Genomic DNA, 15,520 nt, shown 5'->3' on the forward strand with positions numbered 1-15,520 from the left:
GGTTGGACGCCGTGCCCGCACGATCGACGACCCGGATCCGCCTGCTGCTGCCCGCACTGGCACTGCTGGCGGTGCCGGCGTGCACGTCCCCGCCGACCACGGCGAACACCGCGCACGAGGGCCCGCCGGACCACGTCGCCGCGGTGTGCGGCCACGTCGAGCCCGGGCCGGCCACCCCGCCCGCGGGCGCCGTCGTCGTGCACCCCGGCGTGCCCAACGACCTGGCCGTGCAGACCGCGAACCACCCGCCGGGCACCACGTTCTGGCTCGCGCCGGGCAGGCACGTCCTCGGCGACGACCAGTACGACCAGATCCAGCCGAGGAACGATGACGTGTACCTCGGCGCGCCCGGGGCGGTGTTCGACGGCCGCGGCGTCAACCGGTACGCCTTCGCCGGTTCCGGGTCGAACGTGACGATCAGCCACCTCGTGGTCACCGGGTTCAACGCGCCGGTCAACGAGGGTGTGGTCAACCACGACTCCGGCGACGGCTGGGTGATCGAGCACAACAGCATCGAGGACAACCACGGCGCCGGGCTGATGGCGGGCGCGCGCCAGCAGGTGCGGGCCAACTGCCTGCGCACCAACGGCCAGTACGCGATGAACGCCTACCAGGCCGGCGACCACATCACCGGCCTCGTCGTCGAGGGCAACGAGATCACCGGGAACAACACCGACCACCTGGAGGAGCAGTACCGGGGCTGCGGCTGCACCGGCGGCATCAAGTTCTGGGCGGTCGACGGCGCCGACGTGCGCGGCAACTGGGTGCACGACAACCAGGGCACCGGGTTGTGGGCCGACACCGGCAACAACGACTTCCTCATCGAGGGCAACGTCATCGAGGGCAACGGCGGCTCCGCGATCATCTACGAGACCAGTTACAACGCGGTGATCCGCAACAACACGATCCGCCGCAACAACTGGGTCGACGGGCGCTCGTTCGTGGACAAGGGCGACACCTTCCCCGCCGCCACCATCTACATCTCCGAGTCCGGCGGCGAGCCGCGCGTCCCGGCGCGCACCGACAAGATCGAGATCACCGGCAACGACCTGATCGACAACTGGTCCGGGGTCACCCTGTGGGAGAACGCGGACCGGTTCTGCAACAGCGCGGCGAACACCTCGACCGGCTACTGCACGCGCCTGGTGCGCGACGCGGCGACCTGCTCGCAACCGGCCATCGCGGCCCCGCCGCTGTACGGCGACTGCCGCTGGAAGACCCAGCGCGTCGACATCCACCACAACCGGTTCTCCCTGAACCCCGAGGTCGTCGGCTGCACCGTGCTGTGCGGGCGGATGGCGGTGCTGTCCAACTACGGCACCTACCCGGACTGGTCGCCCTACCGGGGCGAGGTGATCCGCCAGGCGATCACGTTCCACCAGGGCAACCAGTGGCACGACAACACCTACGCCGGGCCGTGGAGCTTCATGGCGGTCGACACCAACGGGGTCCTCGACACGCTGGCCTGGCAGGCGCCGCCCTACCAGCAGGACACCGGCAGCACCTTCACCGCCGGGACGGGCAACCGATGAGCGCCGGCACGTTCCTCCCGCGCGCCGAGCCGGGCTCCGCCACCGAAGCGTTCCCCCGGCTGCTGCCGGCGATCTGGGGGTTGCTGGTGTTCAACACGCTCGGCTCGCAGGGCGGCCAGCTGCTGATCACGCTGCCCCGCACGGTCGTGCAGATGGCCACGATGGGTTCGATCGTCGCCGCGTTCGGGCTGGCGCTGGTCGTCAACCCGCGGGTGCGGATCCGGCCGAGCGCGTTCCTGTTCCTGCTCACCCTGCTGGTGGCGTCCAGCATCGCCGGCAGCGTGCGGCTGGAAGCAGGCTGGGGCTCGCTGTTCCGCTGCTTCCGGCTGACGTTGTTCGTCGCCACGCTGTGGCTGATCAGCCCGTGGATGGGGCACGCCGTCCGGTTCATCCGGATGCACCTGCGGGCCCTGATCATGGTGCTCGTGCCGGTCGGGATCGGCCTGTTCATCTCGCCGGGCAACGCCCTGCCGGCGAGCAACCAGGGCCGCCTGAGCGGCACCCTGTGGCCCATGACGGCGCCGCAGGTGGGCGCCTACAGCGCGATCATCGCCGGGCTGGTCGTGCTGCTGTGGATGACGCAGGAGACCGACGTCCGCACGGTCGCCCTCGTCGGCGGTCCGGCGTTCGGCATGCTCGTGCTGAGCCACACCCGGACCGCGATGCTCGGCGTCGTGGTCGCGCTGGCCGTCGCCGGGCTGTCGGTGTTCCTGACCAGCCTGCGGGCCCGCAAGGCGTTCACCGTCGCCGCCGGTATCGCCGCGCTCGCCGCGATCCCGTTCGGCCCGCTGGTGCAGGCGTGGATGCTGCGCGGCCAGGACCAGGAGGCGCTGAGCAACCTCACCGGGCGCACGAAGGTGTGGGACGCGCTGCTGACCGAGCCGCGCGGCTGGTTCGAGCAGGTGTTCGGCACCGGGCTGTCCAACAAGTCCTTCAACGGCCTGCCCATCGACAGCGGCTGGCTCGCGGTCTACCACGAGCAGGGCTGGCTCGGCATCGTGCTGGTGGCGTTGTTCCTGCTGACGCTGGTGATCGTCGCGTTGTCGCGCCCGCCGTCACCGTCGCGGGCGTACGCGATCTTCCTGATCACCTACTGCCTGGTCGCCTCCTACACCGAGGTCGGCATCGGGGACGCCTCGCCGTACCTGCTGCACCTCTTCGTCGCCGCCGGGTTGCTGTCCGCGCCCCGCGCTGTTCCACAAAGGACGGTAACCGGATGACCGTAACGGACACCGTGGTCCGCGCGACCTCAAGACATCTCGAGAGAGGTGGTCGAACCGTGAGCCAGCCAGGCGTTCTGCTCGACCGGGACGGCACGATCATCGTCGACAGCGGGTACGTCGGCTCGGTCGACCGGGTCGAGTTCATCGACGGGTCCATCGCCGCCATCGCCGCGCTCAACCGCGCCGGCATTCCGGTCGCCGTGGTGAGCAACCAGGCCGGGGTGGCGCGCGGCTACTACGGCATCGCCGACGTGGAACAGGTCCACAAGCACATGATCGCCGAGCTGGCGCGGCACGGCGCGCACGTCGACCTGTGGCTGTTCTGCCCGTACCACCCGGACGGCGTCGTCGAGGCGTTCGCGCGGCGCAGCGCCGACCGCAAGCCCGGTCCGGGCATGGCGCTGGCCGCGGCGGAGGCGCTCGACCTGGACCTCTCCGCGTCCTGGGTGGTCGGCGACAGCCCGTCCGACGTCGGGCTCGCCCGCGCCGTCGGCGCCACGCCGCTGCACGTCGGACCACCGGGGTCGGCGGTGACCGGCGTTCCGGCGTTCCCGGATCTCGCCGCCGCCGTGGGGTTCATCCTCGGCGGCGCGGCCGTGCCGCAACCCGTGCCTCAGCGGCCGCCGAAGTTCCCGGCCGCACGGTTCCACCGGGCGGACTCCTACGGCGGTGCGTACGTCGCCGAGCTGTCCCGGGCGTTCGCCACCGTCGACCTGGAGCAGGTCAGCCGCGCGGCGAAGATCCTGAACACCGCCTACGACTCCGATTCGGCCGTGTTCGCCTGCGGCAACGGCGGATCCGCGTCGATCGCCAACCACCTCCAGTGCGACCACGTGAAGGGCGTGCGCAACGGGACCGGTGTCACCGCGCGGGTGCAGAGCCTGAGCACCAACGTGGAGCTGTTCAGCGCGATCGCCAACGACCTGGGATACGAGCACGTCTTCGAATACCAGTTGCAGTCCCAGGCGCGGCCGGGCGACGTGCTCATCGCCGTGTCGTCGTCCGGCCGCTCGCCGAACATCGTGCGGGCGCTGGACTGGGCGACGGCGCACGGCCTGCGGACCATCGCGCTCACCGGGTTCGAGGGCGGCCCGGCGCGGCGCCGCGCCGAGGTCGCCATCCACGTCGGCTCCGCCAACTACGGGGTCGTCGAAGACGCCCACCAGGCGTGCATGCACCTGCTGGCCCAGTACGTCCGACAGTCGAGGATGACCCCAGATGCCGTTGCCGCCCAGACGTTCTGACCGCATGCGCGTCGCGATCAACCTGCTCACCGACGACCCGGGCAACCCGTCGGGCGCGCACTGGTTCTGGACGCGCGTGATCCCGGAGATGGCGAAGCTGCTCACCGAGGGCGAGTCCTTCCACCTGATGGTGAGCCCGCGGTCCCGGCCCACGCACTCCGGCTACGGACCGGGCGTGGAGTACCTCACCTACCCGTGGTCCAACGAGCGGCGCAACCTGCGCACGCTGTCGGAACACCTGTATTCGCCGCTGCGCCTGCCACTGGGCCGGATCGACGTGCTGAACACGCTGATGGCCCCGATCATCCGGTCCGCACCGAAACTCGTGGTGCACATCAAGACGCTGCACGCGTACACCACCCCGGACGCCATTTCGCCGCCCGCGCGGCTGTACCGGCAATTGAGCTATCCGCGCACCGCGCGGCTGGCCGACGCGATCATCCTGAACTCGCGCAGCCTCGTCGACGAGGTCCAGCAGTACCTGGCGGTCGATCCGGCGAAGATCCGGCTCATCCCGGAAGCGGTGGACCACGACCTGTTCCGGCCCGGTGACCAGGACGAGGCGTTCGCCCGCGTGTCGGAGCGCTACGGCGTGCGCCGGCGGTTCGTGTTGTTCGTGTCGTCGCTGTGGCCGTACAAGAACTGCGAGGGACTGATCCGCGCGTTCGCGGCGGCGAAGCCGGATCTGGGCGACCGGCAGCTGGTCGTTGTCGGCCCGGGTCGCGACGTCGAGTACGTCGGGCAGCTCAGGTCCCTGGCGGCGCGGCTCGGCGTGGCCGGCGACATCGTGTGGGTGGGCGGGGTGCCGCTGGCGGAGACCGTGCACTTCTACCGCGCGGCGGACGTGTTCGTGTACCCGTCGCACAACGAGACGTTCGGCCTGCCGATCCTGGAGGCGATGGCGTGCGCGTGCCCGGTGGTCACCTCGAACGTGACCGCGATGCCGGAGACGGCCGGCGGTGCGGCGCTGCTGGCCGACCCGGCGGACACCGGCTCGATCGCCGACGCGATCGTCAAGGCGTGCGGCCCGGAGGGCGAGCGGCTGCGGGTGCGCGGGCCGGAACGCGCCGCCGCGTTCACGTGGGCGGCCACCGCGAAACGCACGCTCGACGTCTACCGGGAGGTGCACGCCCGATGAGGATCCTGGTCACCGGCGGTGCCGGGTTCATCGGGTCGCACACCTGCGACCGGCTCACCGAGCTGGGGCACGAGGTGATCGTGCTGGACGCGCTCACGGCGCCGGTGCACCGCGGCACTCCGGACCACCTCACGCCCGGCGTGGAGTTCTACGAGGGCGACGTGCGGAACCGCGACCTGGTGCGCAACCTGCTGCGCCGGGTCGACGCGGTGTACCACTTCGCCGCCCACCAGGACTACCTGCCGGACTTCGCGAAGTTCACCGACGTCAACGTCACGTCCACGGCGATGATCTACGAAATCGCCGTGGCCGAGAAGCTCGATCTGGCCCGCATCGTGGTGGCGTCCTCGCAGGCCGCGATGGGCGAAGGGCTGTACCGGTGCGCCGTGCACGGTGAGCAGACCCCGGACATGCGGCCGGAGTCCCAGCTGCGCGCGGGCCGCTGGGACATCGGGTGCGCGGCGTGCGGTGAACCGCTGGAGGTGCTGCCCACGCCGGAGCGGGTGGCGAACCCGCAGAACGCCTACGGCATGTCCAAGCACGGCGAGGAGGTCGTGGCGGTCAACCTCGGGCGCCGCTACGGGATCCCGACCGTCGCGTTGCGCTACAGCATCGTGCAGGGGCCGCGGCAGTCGGTGTACAACGCCTACTCCGGCGCGTGCCGCATCTTCAACCTGCACTACCTGCTCGGTGGCGCGCCGACCCTGTACGAGGACGGGCAGGCGATCCGCGACTACGTCAACATCCACGACGTCGTCGACGCGAACGTGCTGGTGCTCACCGACGACCGCGCGGCCGGGCGGGTGTTCAACGTCGGCGGTGGCACCGGGTACACCACGCAGGAGTTCGCCGAGATCGTGCGCCGGCAGTACGGATCGGACCGGCCCGGCCGGATCAGCGGCGAGTACCGCTTCGGCGACACCCGGCACATCACCTCGGACGTCGACGCGCTCGGGCAGCTGGGCTGGTCGCCGAAGCGGACCCCGGCCGACTCCGTCGCCGAGTACGCCGGGTGGCTGCGGGATCTGCCCGGCCTGGACGAGATCCTGGCCGGGGCGGACGCGAAGATGCGCTCGCTCGGCGTGATCCGCAAGGCGCGGACGTGAAGGCGGTCCTGCTGGCGGCCGGGCTGGGGACGCGACTGCGGCCCCTGACCGACCACGTCCCCAAGTGCCTCGTCGAGGTCGGCGGACGGCCGATGCTGGACATCTGGCTCGACGCGCTGGACGCCGCGGGTGTCGGCGAGGTGCTGGTCAACTTGCACCACCTCGCGCCGCTGGTGCGCCGGCACCTGGCGACACGGGACGGTGGTCCGCGTGTGCACGCGGTCGAGGAGCCGGAACTGCTCGGCAGCGCCGGCACGTTGCGGGCCAACCGCGCGTTCGTCGAGGGCGAGGAGATGTTCCTCGCGCTCAATGCGGACAACCTCACCGACTTCGACCTGCGGGTGCTGATCGACGCGCACCGTGCGGGCGGCGCCATCGCCACGCTGTCGGTGTGCCACGCCCCCGACCCCACCCGCTGCGGGATCCTCACCGTCCACGACGGACTGGTCACCGGGTTCACCGAGAAACCGGCGGAACCGGCCTCGTCCCTGGCGAACGCGGGGATGTACGCGTTCAGCCCGGCCGTCCTCGACCTCATCGGGCCGCCGCCCCGCGACATCGGCTACGACCTGCTGCCGGAACTCGTCGGACACGCCCGTGTGGTCTCCATCGGGGACTCCTGGTTCCTCGACATCGGCACCCCCGCCGCCCTGGACAGGGCGCGCGGCGAATGGCAAGGCAGGCGAGCATCGTGATCATCACGCAGACCCCGCTGCGCATCGGGCTGGTCGGCGGCGGGACCGACCTGCCGAGCTACTACGCCGAACACGGCGGCCGGGTGCTCAACGCGGCCATCGACAAGTACGTCTACGTCGTGGTGAAGCAGCGCTTCGACGACGAGATCTACGTCAACTACTCGCGCAAGGAGATCGTCTCCCGCGTCGAGGACCTCGACCACGAACTGGTGCGCGAGGCCATGCGGATGACGGGGGTGTGCAGCGGCGTGGAGATCACCACGCTCGCCGACATCCCGTCCGCCGGCTCCGGGCTCGGCTCGTCGTCCTCGGTGACCGTCGGCCTGCTGCATGCGCTCTACGCCTACCGGGGCAGGCAGGTGACCGCGGACGAACTGGCCGAACGCGCCTGCGCCATCGAGATCGACCGGTGCGGCAAGCCGATCGGCAAGCAGGACCAGTACGCGGCCGCGTTCGGCGGGTTGTGCGACCTGCGGTTCGGGCCGGGCGACGCGGTCGGCGTCGAGCAGATCGACCTGGCCCGCGCGGACTGGCGGAAGCTGCAGGACGAGCTGATGTTGTTCTTCACCGGCATCACCCGCAGCGCCGACACGATCCTCGGCGAGCAGAACGCGAACGTCGGCAGCAGGCTCGCCCAGCTCGGCCAGTTGCGCGACCTCGCCGGGGAGGCCGCGGACGGCCTGCGGCACCGCGACCTGTCCGCGGTCGGCACCGCGCTGCGCAAGAGCTGGGAGGCCAAGCGCGCGCTCGCCTCCGGGGTGTCGAACCGGCAGATCGACGAGGCCGTGGACGCCGCGCTGGCCGCGGGCGCGTCGGGCGCGAAGGTGACCGGCGCGGGCGGCGGCGGGTTCCTGCTGGTCACCTGCCCGCTGGAGCACCAGCGGGAGGTGCGCGACCGGCTGGCCGGGATGACCGAGCTGCCCATCAAGCTGGAGCGCCTCGGGTCCCGGGTCATCCTCAACGTGCACCACGACATCTGGAGCTGACGCGTGACGAAACCGGCCACCGCCCCGCCCGTCGCGGCGGCACCCGCGGTCCGCGGGCACCGGCTGTGGCCGGCGGGCACGCTCGCGGCCGTCCTCGGGCTGGCCGGGCTGTGGTGGTGGTCCGGGCCGGCCCCGATGTCCGCGCCGTGGGACGTGTTCATCCTGCTCGACGGCGGCTACCGGATCACCGAGGGCCAGGTGCCGGGCACCGACTTCGGCAACCCGATCGGGCCGCTGGTGTACGGGCTGGTCAGCGTCGGGATGCGGATGCAGGCGGTGCCGTCGCTGACCGCGGTCGTCTACGCCGGGCTCCTCTTCCTCGCGATCGCCGCACCGCTCGCCTGGTTCGTCGCGCGCCGCCGGCTGCCCGCGGCGGCCGCGGCCGGGTTCACGGTCTTCACCGCGCTGCTGGTGCTCGCCGCCCGGCCGCTCGGGTACTCGCCGTGGATCACGACGTACGCGATGCTCTACAACCGCTACGGCTGGGTGCTCTACTCCACCCTCCTGCTGCTGGTGCTGATCCGGTCCCGCGGGCCGCTCACCGCGCGGCGGGCGGTCACCGACGGGCTCGTGCTCGGTCTGCTGCTGGGCCTGATGTTCTTCGGCAAGGCCAACTTCTTCGCGGCCGGTGTGGTCGCGGTCGTGGCCGGTCTGGTCCTGGGCACCCTGCGGCGCAGCGTCCGGCTCGGCGTCGCGGCGCTCGCGGCGTTCCTCGGTGTGGTGGCGGTGATGCGGCTGGCGTTCGGCATCCGGCTCACCGGGTACCTCGCCGACCTGGTGCACGCCGGTGCGTCGCAGGGCGGGCAGCGGCTCGGCATGCTGGTGACCAGTGCGGCCTACACCGCACCGGTGCTGCTGCTCGCCGCGGCGGTCGTCGGGGTGCTGGCCGTGCGGGCGCGCCGCCGGCAACTGCCCGCGCGCCCGCTCGCCGAGGTCGCGGTCGCGGCCGGGTTCGTCTGGGTGTCCAGTGTGCTGGTCGCGTCGGCGAACACCGCCGAGCACGGTGATCTGCCCGCGCTCGTGGTGATCCCGCTCCTGCTCGTCCCGGTCCTGCCCACCGCAGCACCCCGGGCGCTGGGAGCCGCGGGCCTGGCCGTGCTGGTCGCCGCCGCGGCGGGCCCGATCGCGGGGAAGGACGCGCTGTCGCTGGCGCGGGCCGTCGGCGGGCACGAGTCCGTGGCGAGCCCGCCGGTGAGCCAGCGGATCGACAGCCCGGGTCTGCGTGACTTCGTGGTCCCCGCCGACGCCCGGTGGCAGACGGCCTACCGCACGGCCGGCGCGGTACCGGCGATGATCGACGACGGCATCGCGGTGCTGCGCCGCCACGCCGGGCCGGCGGACACCGTGTCGACGCTCGCGCTGGCCAACCCGTTCTCGTTCGCGCTGTCCCTGCCACCGGCCACCGGCGGTCCACTGTGGTGGGACGTGGGCATCAGCTTCGACACGTCCACGCACCCCACCCCGGAAGAGGCGTTCGGGACGACGAAGTGGGTGATGATCCCCCGGATCGTGGACGGCCAGGGCTGCTGCACGGAGACCGTCACGGCCCTGCGTCAGATCTACGGCCCCTACCTGGCCCAGCACTTCACGGAGGTCGAGACGACGGCCGACTGGGTCCTGCTCGGGCGGACGCGATGACCGGCGTGCGAGAACCGGCGGCCAGGCGGCGGAACCAGCCGCTGCTGCCCGCCCCCGCGGCGCGGGTGCTGCACGTGACCGCGGCCGTGGCGGCGGTGGTCGTCGTGCTGCTGGGCGTGCTCAACGCCGGGCACACCGAACCGGGCTGGTTCGACGCGTGGGTGCAGCCGGCCGCCACCCGCTCGGTCGGCGCGGCCTGGTCCGCGGCGATCGCGGTGGACTTCCTCGGCGAACCACGGGGATCGGTGACGGTCGTCGTGGTGCTCGCGGTGCTGTTCGCGGTGCTGCGCCGGTGGCGGGTGCTGGCGCTCGCGCTGGCCGGCCCCGGGTTGACGATCGCCGTGACCGCGCTGGGCAAACCGCTGGCGGACCGGACGATCCACACGGTCTACCTGTCCTACCCGAGCGGGCACACGGCCTTCGTCACCGCGGTGACGCTCGCGGTGGCGATGCCACTGGCCGGACGGCTGCGTGCGGGTCCGGTGGTGGTGCTGGCGTGTGCGCTGGTCACCGGCGCGTACGCGGGCTGGGCGCAGGTCGGGCTCAGCGCGCACTACGCCACCGACGCCATCGGCGGGTTCTGCACCGCGGTGGCGGTGGTCCCGGCGACCGCGACCCTGATCGACCGGATCTGGCGACGGACCGCGACCGGCCCCCGGCCGGGTCAGGCGTAGGGCCGGAACACCGGCTTGACGGCACGGCCGCCGAGCCACGGCGTGGGGTCCGCGACGTCGAGGGCCTTGCGGTAGACCGCGCACGCCTGCGCGACCACGTCCACCGTCCGGTCGATGTCGGTCTCGGTGAGGGCGCTGCTGACCACGAACGACGGCCCGAGCACGCCGCCGGCCACCAGCTGGCGCAGGAACAGCGTCCGGTACGGCTGCGACGGCCGCAGCTGCTCGTCGAGCGTGCCGAACACCAGGTTGCTCGCCCGGCCGCGCACGACCACGTGGTCGCCGACGCCCATCGCCGCGGCCACGTCCCGCACCCCGGCCGCCAACCGCTCGCCCAGCGCGTGCAGCCGCGCGGTGATGCCCTCCGCCACGTAGGTGTCGATCACGGCCATCGCGGCGGCCAGTGAATGCGTTTCCGCTCCGTGGGTGGTGGACAGCAGGAACACCCGTTCACGCGAGTCGCGCAGGCCGCCCAGCTCCATCAGCTCCCGCCGGCCCGCGAGCGCGGACACCGCGAACCCGTTGCCGAGCGCCTTGCCGAACGTCGACAGGTCCGGCGTCACCCCGTAGTAGCCCTGCGCGCCCGCCTCGGACCAGCGGAACCCGGTGATCATCTCGTCGAAGATCAGCACCACGCCGTAGCGGTCGGCCAGCGCACGCAGCCCGGCGAGGTACCCGGGCGGCGGTTCGACGGCGGTCGCCGCCTCCAGGACCAGGCAGGCGACGTCGTGCCGCCGCAGCACCTCCTCGGTCGCGGCGAGGTCGCCGTAGGGGAAGCGCACGGTCAGGTCCGCGATCTCGCCCGGGATGCCCGCGGGCATGCCGGTGGTGCCGATGAACCAGTCGTCGGTGGAGAAGAACGGCTGGTCACCGCAGATCGCCGCCACCCGGCGCCCGGTGGCCGCTCGCGCCAGCCGCACCGCGGCCGTGGTGACGTCCGACCCGTTCTTGGCGAACTTGACCATGTCCGCGGTCGGCACGGTGGCCAGGAACCGCTCCGCGGCGGCCAGTTCGACGATGGACGGGCGCACGAAGTTCGTGCCCCGCTCCAGCTCGCGCCGCACCGCCTCGACCACCCGCGGATGGGCGTGCCCGAGGCTGACCGAGCGCAGCCCGGAGCCGTACTCGATGTACTCGTGTCCGTCCACGTCCCACACGTGCGCACCCCGCCCGTGCGAGATGACCGGCGCCAAGCCCTCGGGGTACTGGTCCTCGCCCTTCGCGTAGGTGTGCGCGCCGCCGGGCACGAGCGTGTGCAGCCGCTCGTTGGCTGCCGCGGACCGGGGCAGGAACTGCGGGTCCATGACGGTCACCTCAGGGTCTTCAGAACTTCGGCGAGCGACGGCGCGCGCCGGTCCCGGTCGGAGGTCAGGGTCACCGGCAGCGGCCACGGGATCGCCAGACCGGGGTCGTCGAAGGCGATCGTGACGTCCTCCGCCGGGTCGTGCGGCCGGTCGATGCGGTAGGACACGTCGGCGGGGTCGGTCAGCGCCTGGAAGCCGTGGGCGCAGCCCGCCGGCACGTACACGGTGACCTGGGTGTCGCCGGAGAGCTGGAAGTACTCGCTGTTGCCGAAGGTGGGTGAGTCCGGCCGCAGGTCGACCACCACGTCGAACACCTCGCCGTAGGAGCAGCGGACCAGTTTGGCCTCCCCGGCGCCGGAGCGCAGGTGCATCCCGCGGATCACGCCCCGCACCGACCGGGACAGGCTGTCCTGGGCGAACCCGTCCGGGTCGATGCCCACGGACGCCACGACCTCCCGGTCGAAGGTCCGCGAGAAGAAACCGCGCGCGTCGACGTGCGGCGTCGGTTCGAACAGCCAGGCCCCGGCGATGCCGGGCACCGGAACGGCCTTCATGTCCGGCCCCCTTCCACGACAGATTGGGACAGTGTGGCGAACTGGTGACGAATCCGCTCGGAAATCACGCGATTTCGGTCCTTGAGGACGGCGATCAGCTCCTCGCGCCGGTCTTCGGCGGCGCGGAACCGGTCGACGAGCCGGTCGAAGTCCGGCTCGCGCGCGGAGAGGCAGAACTCGCCGAGCCCCATCGCGTCCATGAGCACGTCGTTCTTGCGCGCGTAGCCGAGCGACACCGTCGGCCGCACGGTCTTCAGCGCGCACAGCACGTTGTGGTAGCGGGTGGCGACGACGACGTCGACCCCGGCCATCCGCTGCATCAGGTCGGCGAGCGAGGTGACCGGCTCGGCGGTGACGCCGGGTACGGCGGCCGCGATCCGGCGGGCGATCTCCTCGTCGGCGGTGTCGCCGGTGAACAGCCGGACGGGACGGCCCTCGGCGGCGAGCAGGCGCACGAACCGGGTCACGGTGGCCAGGTAGGCGCGGTGGATGTCGGCCGCTCGCGCGCGGTCGTCGTTGCCGCCGGTGTAGGCCATGACCCCCACCCCGACCGCACCGGTCGACGGCCGCGGCTGCGGGTCGGGCAGGCCGAACGCGAGGTCGGGGTGGACGGCGTCGCCGCGCACGTCGACGCCCATCCGCGCCATCGCCTGCCGCGAGTGTTCGTCGCGGTAGGAGCGGTGGTGCGCGAGCCGGGCCGCCGCCGTGATCACCCAGCGCGTGGCGGGGCGGCGCACGTACTCGGCGCCGGCCGCGACGAGCGCGACCTTCGTCCCGGTCAGCCGCGCGGTCAGCCCGAGCAGCAGCAGTGAGTAGGGAAATCCCCAGGGGCGCAACGGGAGCGTGGCCTCCAGCACCCCCATGCCGGGCACGATCACCACGTCGTGCCGGCGGACCCACCGGCCGATCCACAGCGGGTCGGCGAGTTTGCCGAACACCTTGGCGGGCAACGACTCCGTGCGGAACCAGTGCAGGCGCACCGCGGGCACGCCGAACCGCGTGCGGACCTCGGCGGGGCCGCCGCACAGCGCGTCCACGACCGCGTCCGGGTGTTCCCGGCGCAGGAACTCCAGCAGGGCCGCCAGGGAGCCGTCGTTGCCGAGGTTCCCCTGTCCCAGCAGGCCGAAGACGCCGATCCGCATCACCGGCCCCCGCGCCCCGCCACCACCGCGTCGACGACCACGTCCAGGTCGTTGTCCACGTGCGCGAACTCCTCGGACGGTTCCCGCCGCAGCGCGCGGCGGCCCAGCCACTCGCCCAGGTGGCGGTAGCACTCGCGGCGCTCGGCGGGGGTGATCGGCGCGCGCTGGACGATGCGGATCCACCCCCACACGTACCCGCCGAGCAGGCGGGCGGTCGGGTGCCGCAGCGGGTTCGCGCGTCTGGGGTCGAGGTTGGCGCAGCGGGACCGGATGGTCGGGTTGGCCCGCTCGGCCCGGTCCGGGTGGTCGCGCCGGAAGTACAGCAGCTCCGGGACCTGGAAGAACGGGCCCTGCAGGGCGATGTCGGCGACGAAGGTGCGGTCGGCGTGGTGGTAGCTGTCGTGCGGTTTCACCCGCCGCAGCGCCGACGCGCGGATCACGCCGTAGAAGTCGTCGCCGCCGTCGGCGAACAGCAGCGCCCGGAACCGGGTCGGCGGGTGCGGTGAGTCGGTGGCGAGCCGGTACTCGAACGGCGCGGTCACGCCCCCGGCACCGTCGATGATGGCCGTGCCGGCGTGCGCGAGAACCATTTCCGGGTGCTCGTCGAGCGCCTCCACGCAGCGCCGCAACAGGTCGCGCCCGTACAGGTCGTCGTGGGAGGCCCACTTGAACAGCTCGCCACGCGCCTCGCGGAAGACGAGGTTGTGGTTGGGCGCGGCCCCGATGTTGCGGGGCAGCGGGAGGAACCGGATGCGCCGGTCCTGCCGGGCGTACCGGCGGCAGATGTCCGCGGTGCCGTCGGTCGAGGCGTTGTCGGCGAGGATGAGCTCGAAGTCCTCGTAGGTCTGGCCGAGCAGAGCCTCGAGGGATTCGGCGAGGTACTCCTCGCCGTTGTGGACGGGCAGTCCGATGCTCAGCCTGGGAGTGCCGGTCATGCGGTCCTCATTTCCTCGGAGGTGGGAGCGGATTCGCGGAGGCAGAACTCCAGTTCGAGCCACCGGGCCGCCGCGCCCAGCGCGCTGCCGGCGGCGGTGCCCCAGCTGGATCCGACGGCGCCGCCCATCGCGGCACCGGCCAGCCCGCCGCCGACGTAGCCCGCGAACGTGACGACCTCGGCGCGCAGTCCCCGGCCCGCGGCGCCGAGCGCCCGCAACGCCGACGACGACCCGGTGGTGAAGCTCGCAGCGGCGACGGCGAGCGTGGCGGGCAGGATCAGCGCGGCGGCCGAGGGCCACACGTCGCCCAGCAGGTAGCGCCCGGCGGACTCGGGCAGCAGCACGATCAGCGCCAGGCCCCACACCACCGCCGCGGCCGCCTGACCGCCGCCGAGCAGCAGCGCGAACAGCCGCAGCCGGTGCGGCCGCTCCCGCACCACCCGCGCCGCCTCGGACACGGTGACCAGCGACAGTCCGATGAGGACGGCCATGAACGGCCCGAGCAGCAGCTGGGATCCGCGGACCGCGCCGACGTCGGCCAGCCCGGCGATCGCACCCAGCCCGTACATGCGCAGCTGCCCGGACCCGGCCACCAGCACGTTCTCCGCGAGGAACCGGCTGCCGAGGTCGCGGTGCTCCCGGATCCAGCTGCCCGTCCCGCGCCAGGCCGGGGTCATCCGCGTCTGCCAGTAGCCGTAGGCCCCGGCGACCGCGGCGGACAGGCCCCACGCGAGCAGGAACGCGACCACGCTGCCGTGCGGCATCGCCAGCAGCAGCGCCGGCACCAGGGCCACGTTCCACACCATGTCGTTGACGAACGCCTTGCGGCCCTGCCCGGCGGCGAAGAACGCGAACCGCCAGCTGTCCTGCAGCATCAGTCCCGGCAGCACGACGCCGAGCGCGATGAACGCGGCGCCCACGGTTCCGCCGATCACGAGCCCGGTGAGCGCGCTCACCACCCCGGTGGCGGCACCGACGAGCAGCGCGGTGCCACTGGACCGGGCCACCGCGCCGCGCCACAGGCCGGTCGCGACGCCGCTGAACCGCACGGACAGCGGATCGGTCGCGAGCCCGCGCGAGAAGCCCAGCACCACGCCGTAGGTGACCCAGGCGAGCGTGAACACGCCGAAGGCCGCCGCGCCGAGCGAGCGGGCGACGTAGACGCCGACGAAGAAGTTGCTGACGCTGGACACGGCCTGGTCGCCGAGGCCCCAGGTGATCCGGCCGGCCATGGCGCGCAGCGGCGAGTCGCGCACCCGGCGGTGCCGTCCGGTCCGGTCCGTCACGGCCATGTCCGCACCTCGCCGGCAGACCGCTCGACCAGCGCGTGCATCCCGGCGCCGGTTCGC

General features: G+C 72.5%; 14 protein-coding genes. 9 read left to right on the forward strand and 5 right to left on the reverse strand.

Annotated features, from left to right (window positions below; translation table 11 throughout):
* Nucleotides 1–2 precede the first annotated feature (2 nt).
* From FHX46_RS26635 to FHX46_RS26675, 9 genes are read left to right on the forward strand one after another with little or no spacing between them, the layout of a single operon-like run.
* A complete protein-coding gene (locus tag FHX46_RS26635) occupies nucleotides 3–1,532 on the forward strand; it encodes a right-handed parallel beta-helix repeat-containing protein (protein ID WP_390622642.1) in 1,530 nt (509 codons plus the stop codon).
* Nucleotides 1,529–2,752: an O-antigen ligase domain-containing protein gene (locus tag FHX46_RS26640; protein WP_167120408.1), complete on the forward strand. Its 1,224-nt coding sequence runs from the start codon at nucleotides 1,529–1,531 to the stop codon at nucleotides 2,750–2,752. The genes FHX46_RS26635 and FHX46_RS26640 overlap by 4 nt, the downstream gene beginning before the upstream one ends.
* A gap of 59 nt (nucleotides 2,753–2,811) precedes the next feature.
* Nucleotides 2,812–3,999 (forward strand): HAD-IIIA family hydrolase, encoded by a 1,188-nt coding sequence (locus FHX46_RS26645; protein WP_167120410.1) that lies wholly within the window; start codon nucleotides 2,812–2,814, stop codon nucleotides 3,997–3,999.
* 4 nt (nucleotides 4,000–4,003) lie between these two features.
* Nucleotides 4,004–5,137 (forward strand): glycosyltransferase family 4 protein, encoded by a 1,134-nt coding sequence (locus tag FHX46_RS26650; protein WP_167120412.1) that lies wholly within the window; start codon nucleotides 4,004–4,006, stop codon nucleotides 5,135–5,137.
* Nucleotides 5,134–6,243 (forward strand): SDR family NAD(P)-dependent oxidoreductase, encoded by a 1,110-nt coding sequence (locus FHX46_RS26655; protein WP_167120415.1) that lies wholly within the window; start codon nucleotides 5,134–5,136, stop codon nucleotides 6,241–6,243. The genes FHX46_RS26650 and FHX46_RS26655 overlap by 4 nt, the downstream gene beginning before the upstream one ends.
* Entirely contained in the window at nucleotides 6,240–6,938 is a 699-nt protein-coding gene (locus FHX46_RS26660; RefSeq protein WP_167120419.1) for a nucleotidyltransferase family protein, read from the forward strand. Before FHX46_RS26655 ends, FHX46_RS26660 begins: the two co-directional genes overlap by 4 nt.
* The gene (locus tag FHX46_RS26665) at nucleotides 6,935–7,924 is read left to right on the forward strand and encodes a GHMP family kinase ATP-binding protein (RefSeq protein WP_167121694.1); all 990 of its coding nucleotides are present in this window, start codon (nucleotides 6,935–6,937) and stop codon (nucleotides 7,922–7,924) included. The genes FHX46_RS26660 and FHX46_RS26665 overlap by 4 nt, the downstream gene beginning before the upstream one ends.
* Before the next feature lie 3 nt (nucleotides 7,925–7,927).
* Complete coding sequence (locus FHX46_RS26670; RefSeq protein ID WP_167120421.1) at nucleotides 7,928–9,562, forward strand: hypothetical protein; 1,635 nt, start codon at nucleotides 7,928–7,930, stop codon at nucleotides 9,560–9,562.
* A 5-nt stretch (nucleotides 9,563–9,567) separates the two neighbouring features.
* Nucleotides 9,568–10,236 (forward strand): phosphatase PAP2 family protein, encoded by a 669-nt coding sequence (locus FHX46_RS26675; RefSeq protein WP_208400300.1) that lies wholly within the window; start codon nucleotides 9,568–9,570, stop codon nucleotides 10,234–10,236.
* Here FHX46_RS26675 and FHX46_RS26680 read toward each other — a convergent pair.
* From FHX46_RS26680 to FHX46_RS26700, 5 genes are read right to left on the reverse strand one after another with little or no spacing between them, the layout of a single operon-like run.
* Complete coding sequence (locus tag FHX46_RS26680) at nucleotides 10,227–11,540, reverse strand: glutamate-1-semialdehyde 2,1-aminomutase (protein ID WP_167120425.1); 1,314 nt, start codon at nucleotides 11,538–11,540, stop codon at nucleotides 10,227–10,229. The genes FHX46_RS26675 and FHX46_RS26680 overlap by 10 nt on opposite strands.
* Nucleotides 11,541–11,545: 5 nt before the next feature.
* Nucleotides 11,546–12,094, reverse strand: a complete 549-nt coding sequence (locus tag FHX46_RS26685; protein WP_167120428.1) for a dTDP-4-dehydrorhamnose 3,5-epimerase family protein — start codon at nucleotides 12,092–12,094, stop codon at nucleotides 11,546–11,548.
* Nucleotides 12,091–13,236 carry a polysaccharide pyruvyl transferase family protein gene (locus FHX46_RS26690; RefSeq protein WP_167120431.1) on the reverse strand — a complete coding sequence of 382 codons (1,146 nt, stop codon included), beginning with the start codon at nucleotides 13,234–13,236 and terminating at the stop codon, nucleotides 12,091–12,093. Before FHX46_RS26690 ends, FHX46_RS26685 begins: the two co-directional genes overlap by 4 nt.
* The gene (locus FHX46_RS26695) at nucleotides 13,236–14,171 is read right to left on the reverse strand and encodes a glycosyltransferase family 2 protein (RefSeq protein ID WP_167120433.1); all 936 of its coding nucleotides are present in this window, start codon (nucleotides 14,169–14,171) and stop codon (nucleotides 13,236–13,238) included. The genes FHX46_RS26690 and FHX46_RS26695 overlap by 1 nt, the downstream gene beginning before the upstream one ends.
* On the reverse strand, nucleotides 14,168–15,463 hold the full coding sequence (locus FHX46_RS26700) for a hypothetical protein (protein ID WP_167120436.1): 1,296 nt from the start codon (nucleotides 15,461–15,463) through the stop codon (nucleotides 14,168–14,170). Before FHX46_RS26700 ends, FHX46_RS26695 begins: the two co-directional genes overlap by 4 nt.
* Nucleotides 15,464–15,520 lie beyond the last annotated feature (57 nt).

It is taken from the genome of Amycolatopsis viridis (genome assembly GCF_011758765.1).
GTDB classification, from domain to species: domain Bacteria; phylum Actinomycetota; class Actinomycetes; order Mycobacteriales; family Pseudonocardiaceae; genus Amycolatopsis_E; species Amycolatopsis_E viridis.

Bases quoted from the DNA above. Each gene is read 5' to 3' on its own strand.
- FHX46_RS26640 (WP_167120408.1), top strand. From the start codon at position 1,529: ATGAGCGCCGGCACGTTCCTCCCGCGCGCCGAGCCGGGCTCCGCCACC.
- FHX46_RS26650 (WP_167120412.1), top strand. From the start codon at position 4,004: ATGCGCGTCGCGATCAACCTGCTCACCGACGACCCGGGCAACCCGTCG.
- FHX46_RS26655 (WP_167120415.1), top strand. From the start codon at position 5,134: ATGAGGATCCTGGTCACCGGCGGTGCCGGGTTCATCGGGTCGCACACC.
- FHX46_RS26680 (WP_167120425.1), bottom strand. From the start codon at position 11,540: ATGGACCCGCAGTTCCTGCCCCGGTCCGCGGCAGCCAACGAGCGGCTG.
- FHX46_RS26685 (WP_167120428.1), bottom strand. From the start codon at position 12,094: ATGAAGGCCGTTCCGGTGCCCGGCATCGCCGGGGCCTGGCTGTTCGAA.
- FHX46_RS26690 (WP_167120431.1), bottom strand. From the start codon at position 13,236: ATGCGGATCGGCGTCTTCGGCCTGCTGGGACAGGGGAACCTCGGCAAC.
- FHX46_RS26695 (WP_167120433.1), bottom strand. From the start codon at position 14,171: ATGACCGGCACTCCCAGGCTGAGCATCGGACTGCCCGTCCACAACGGC.
- FHX46_RS26700 (WP_167120436.1), bottom strand. From the start codon at position 15,463: ATGGCCGTGACGGACCGGACCGGACGGCACCGCCGGGTGCGCGACTCG.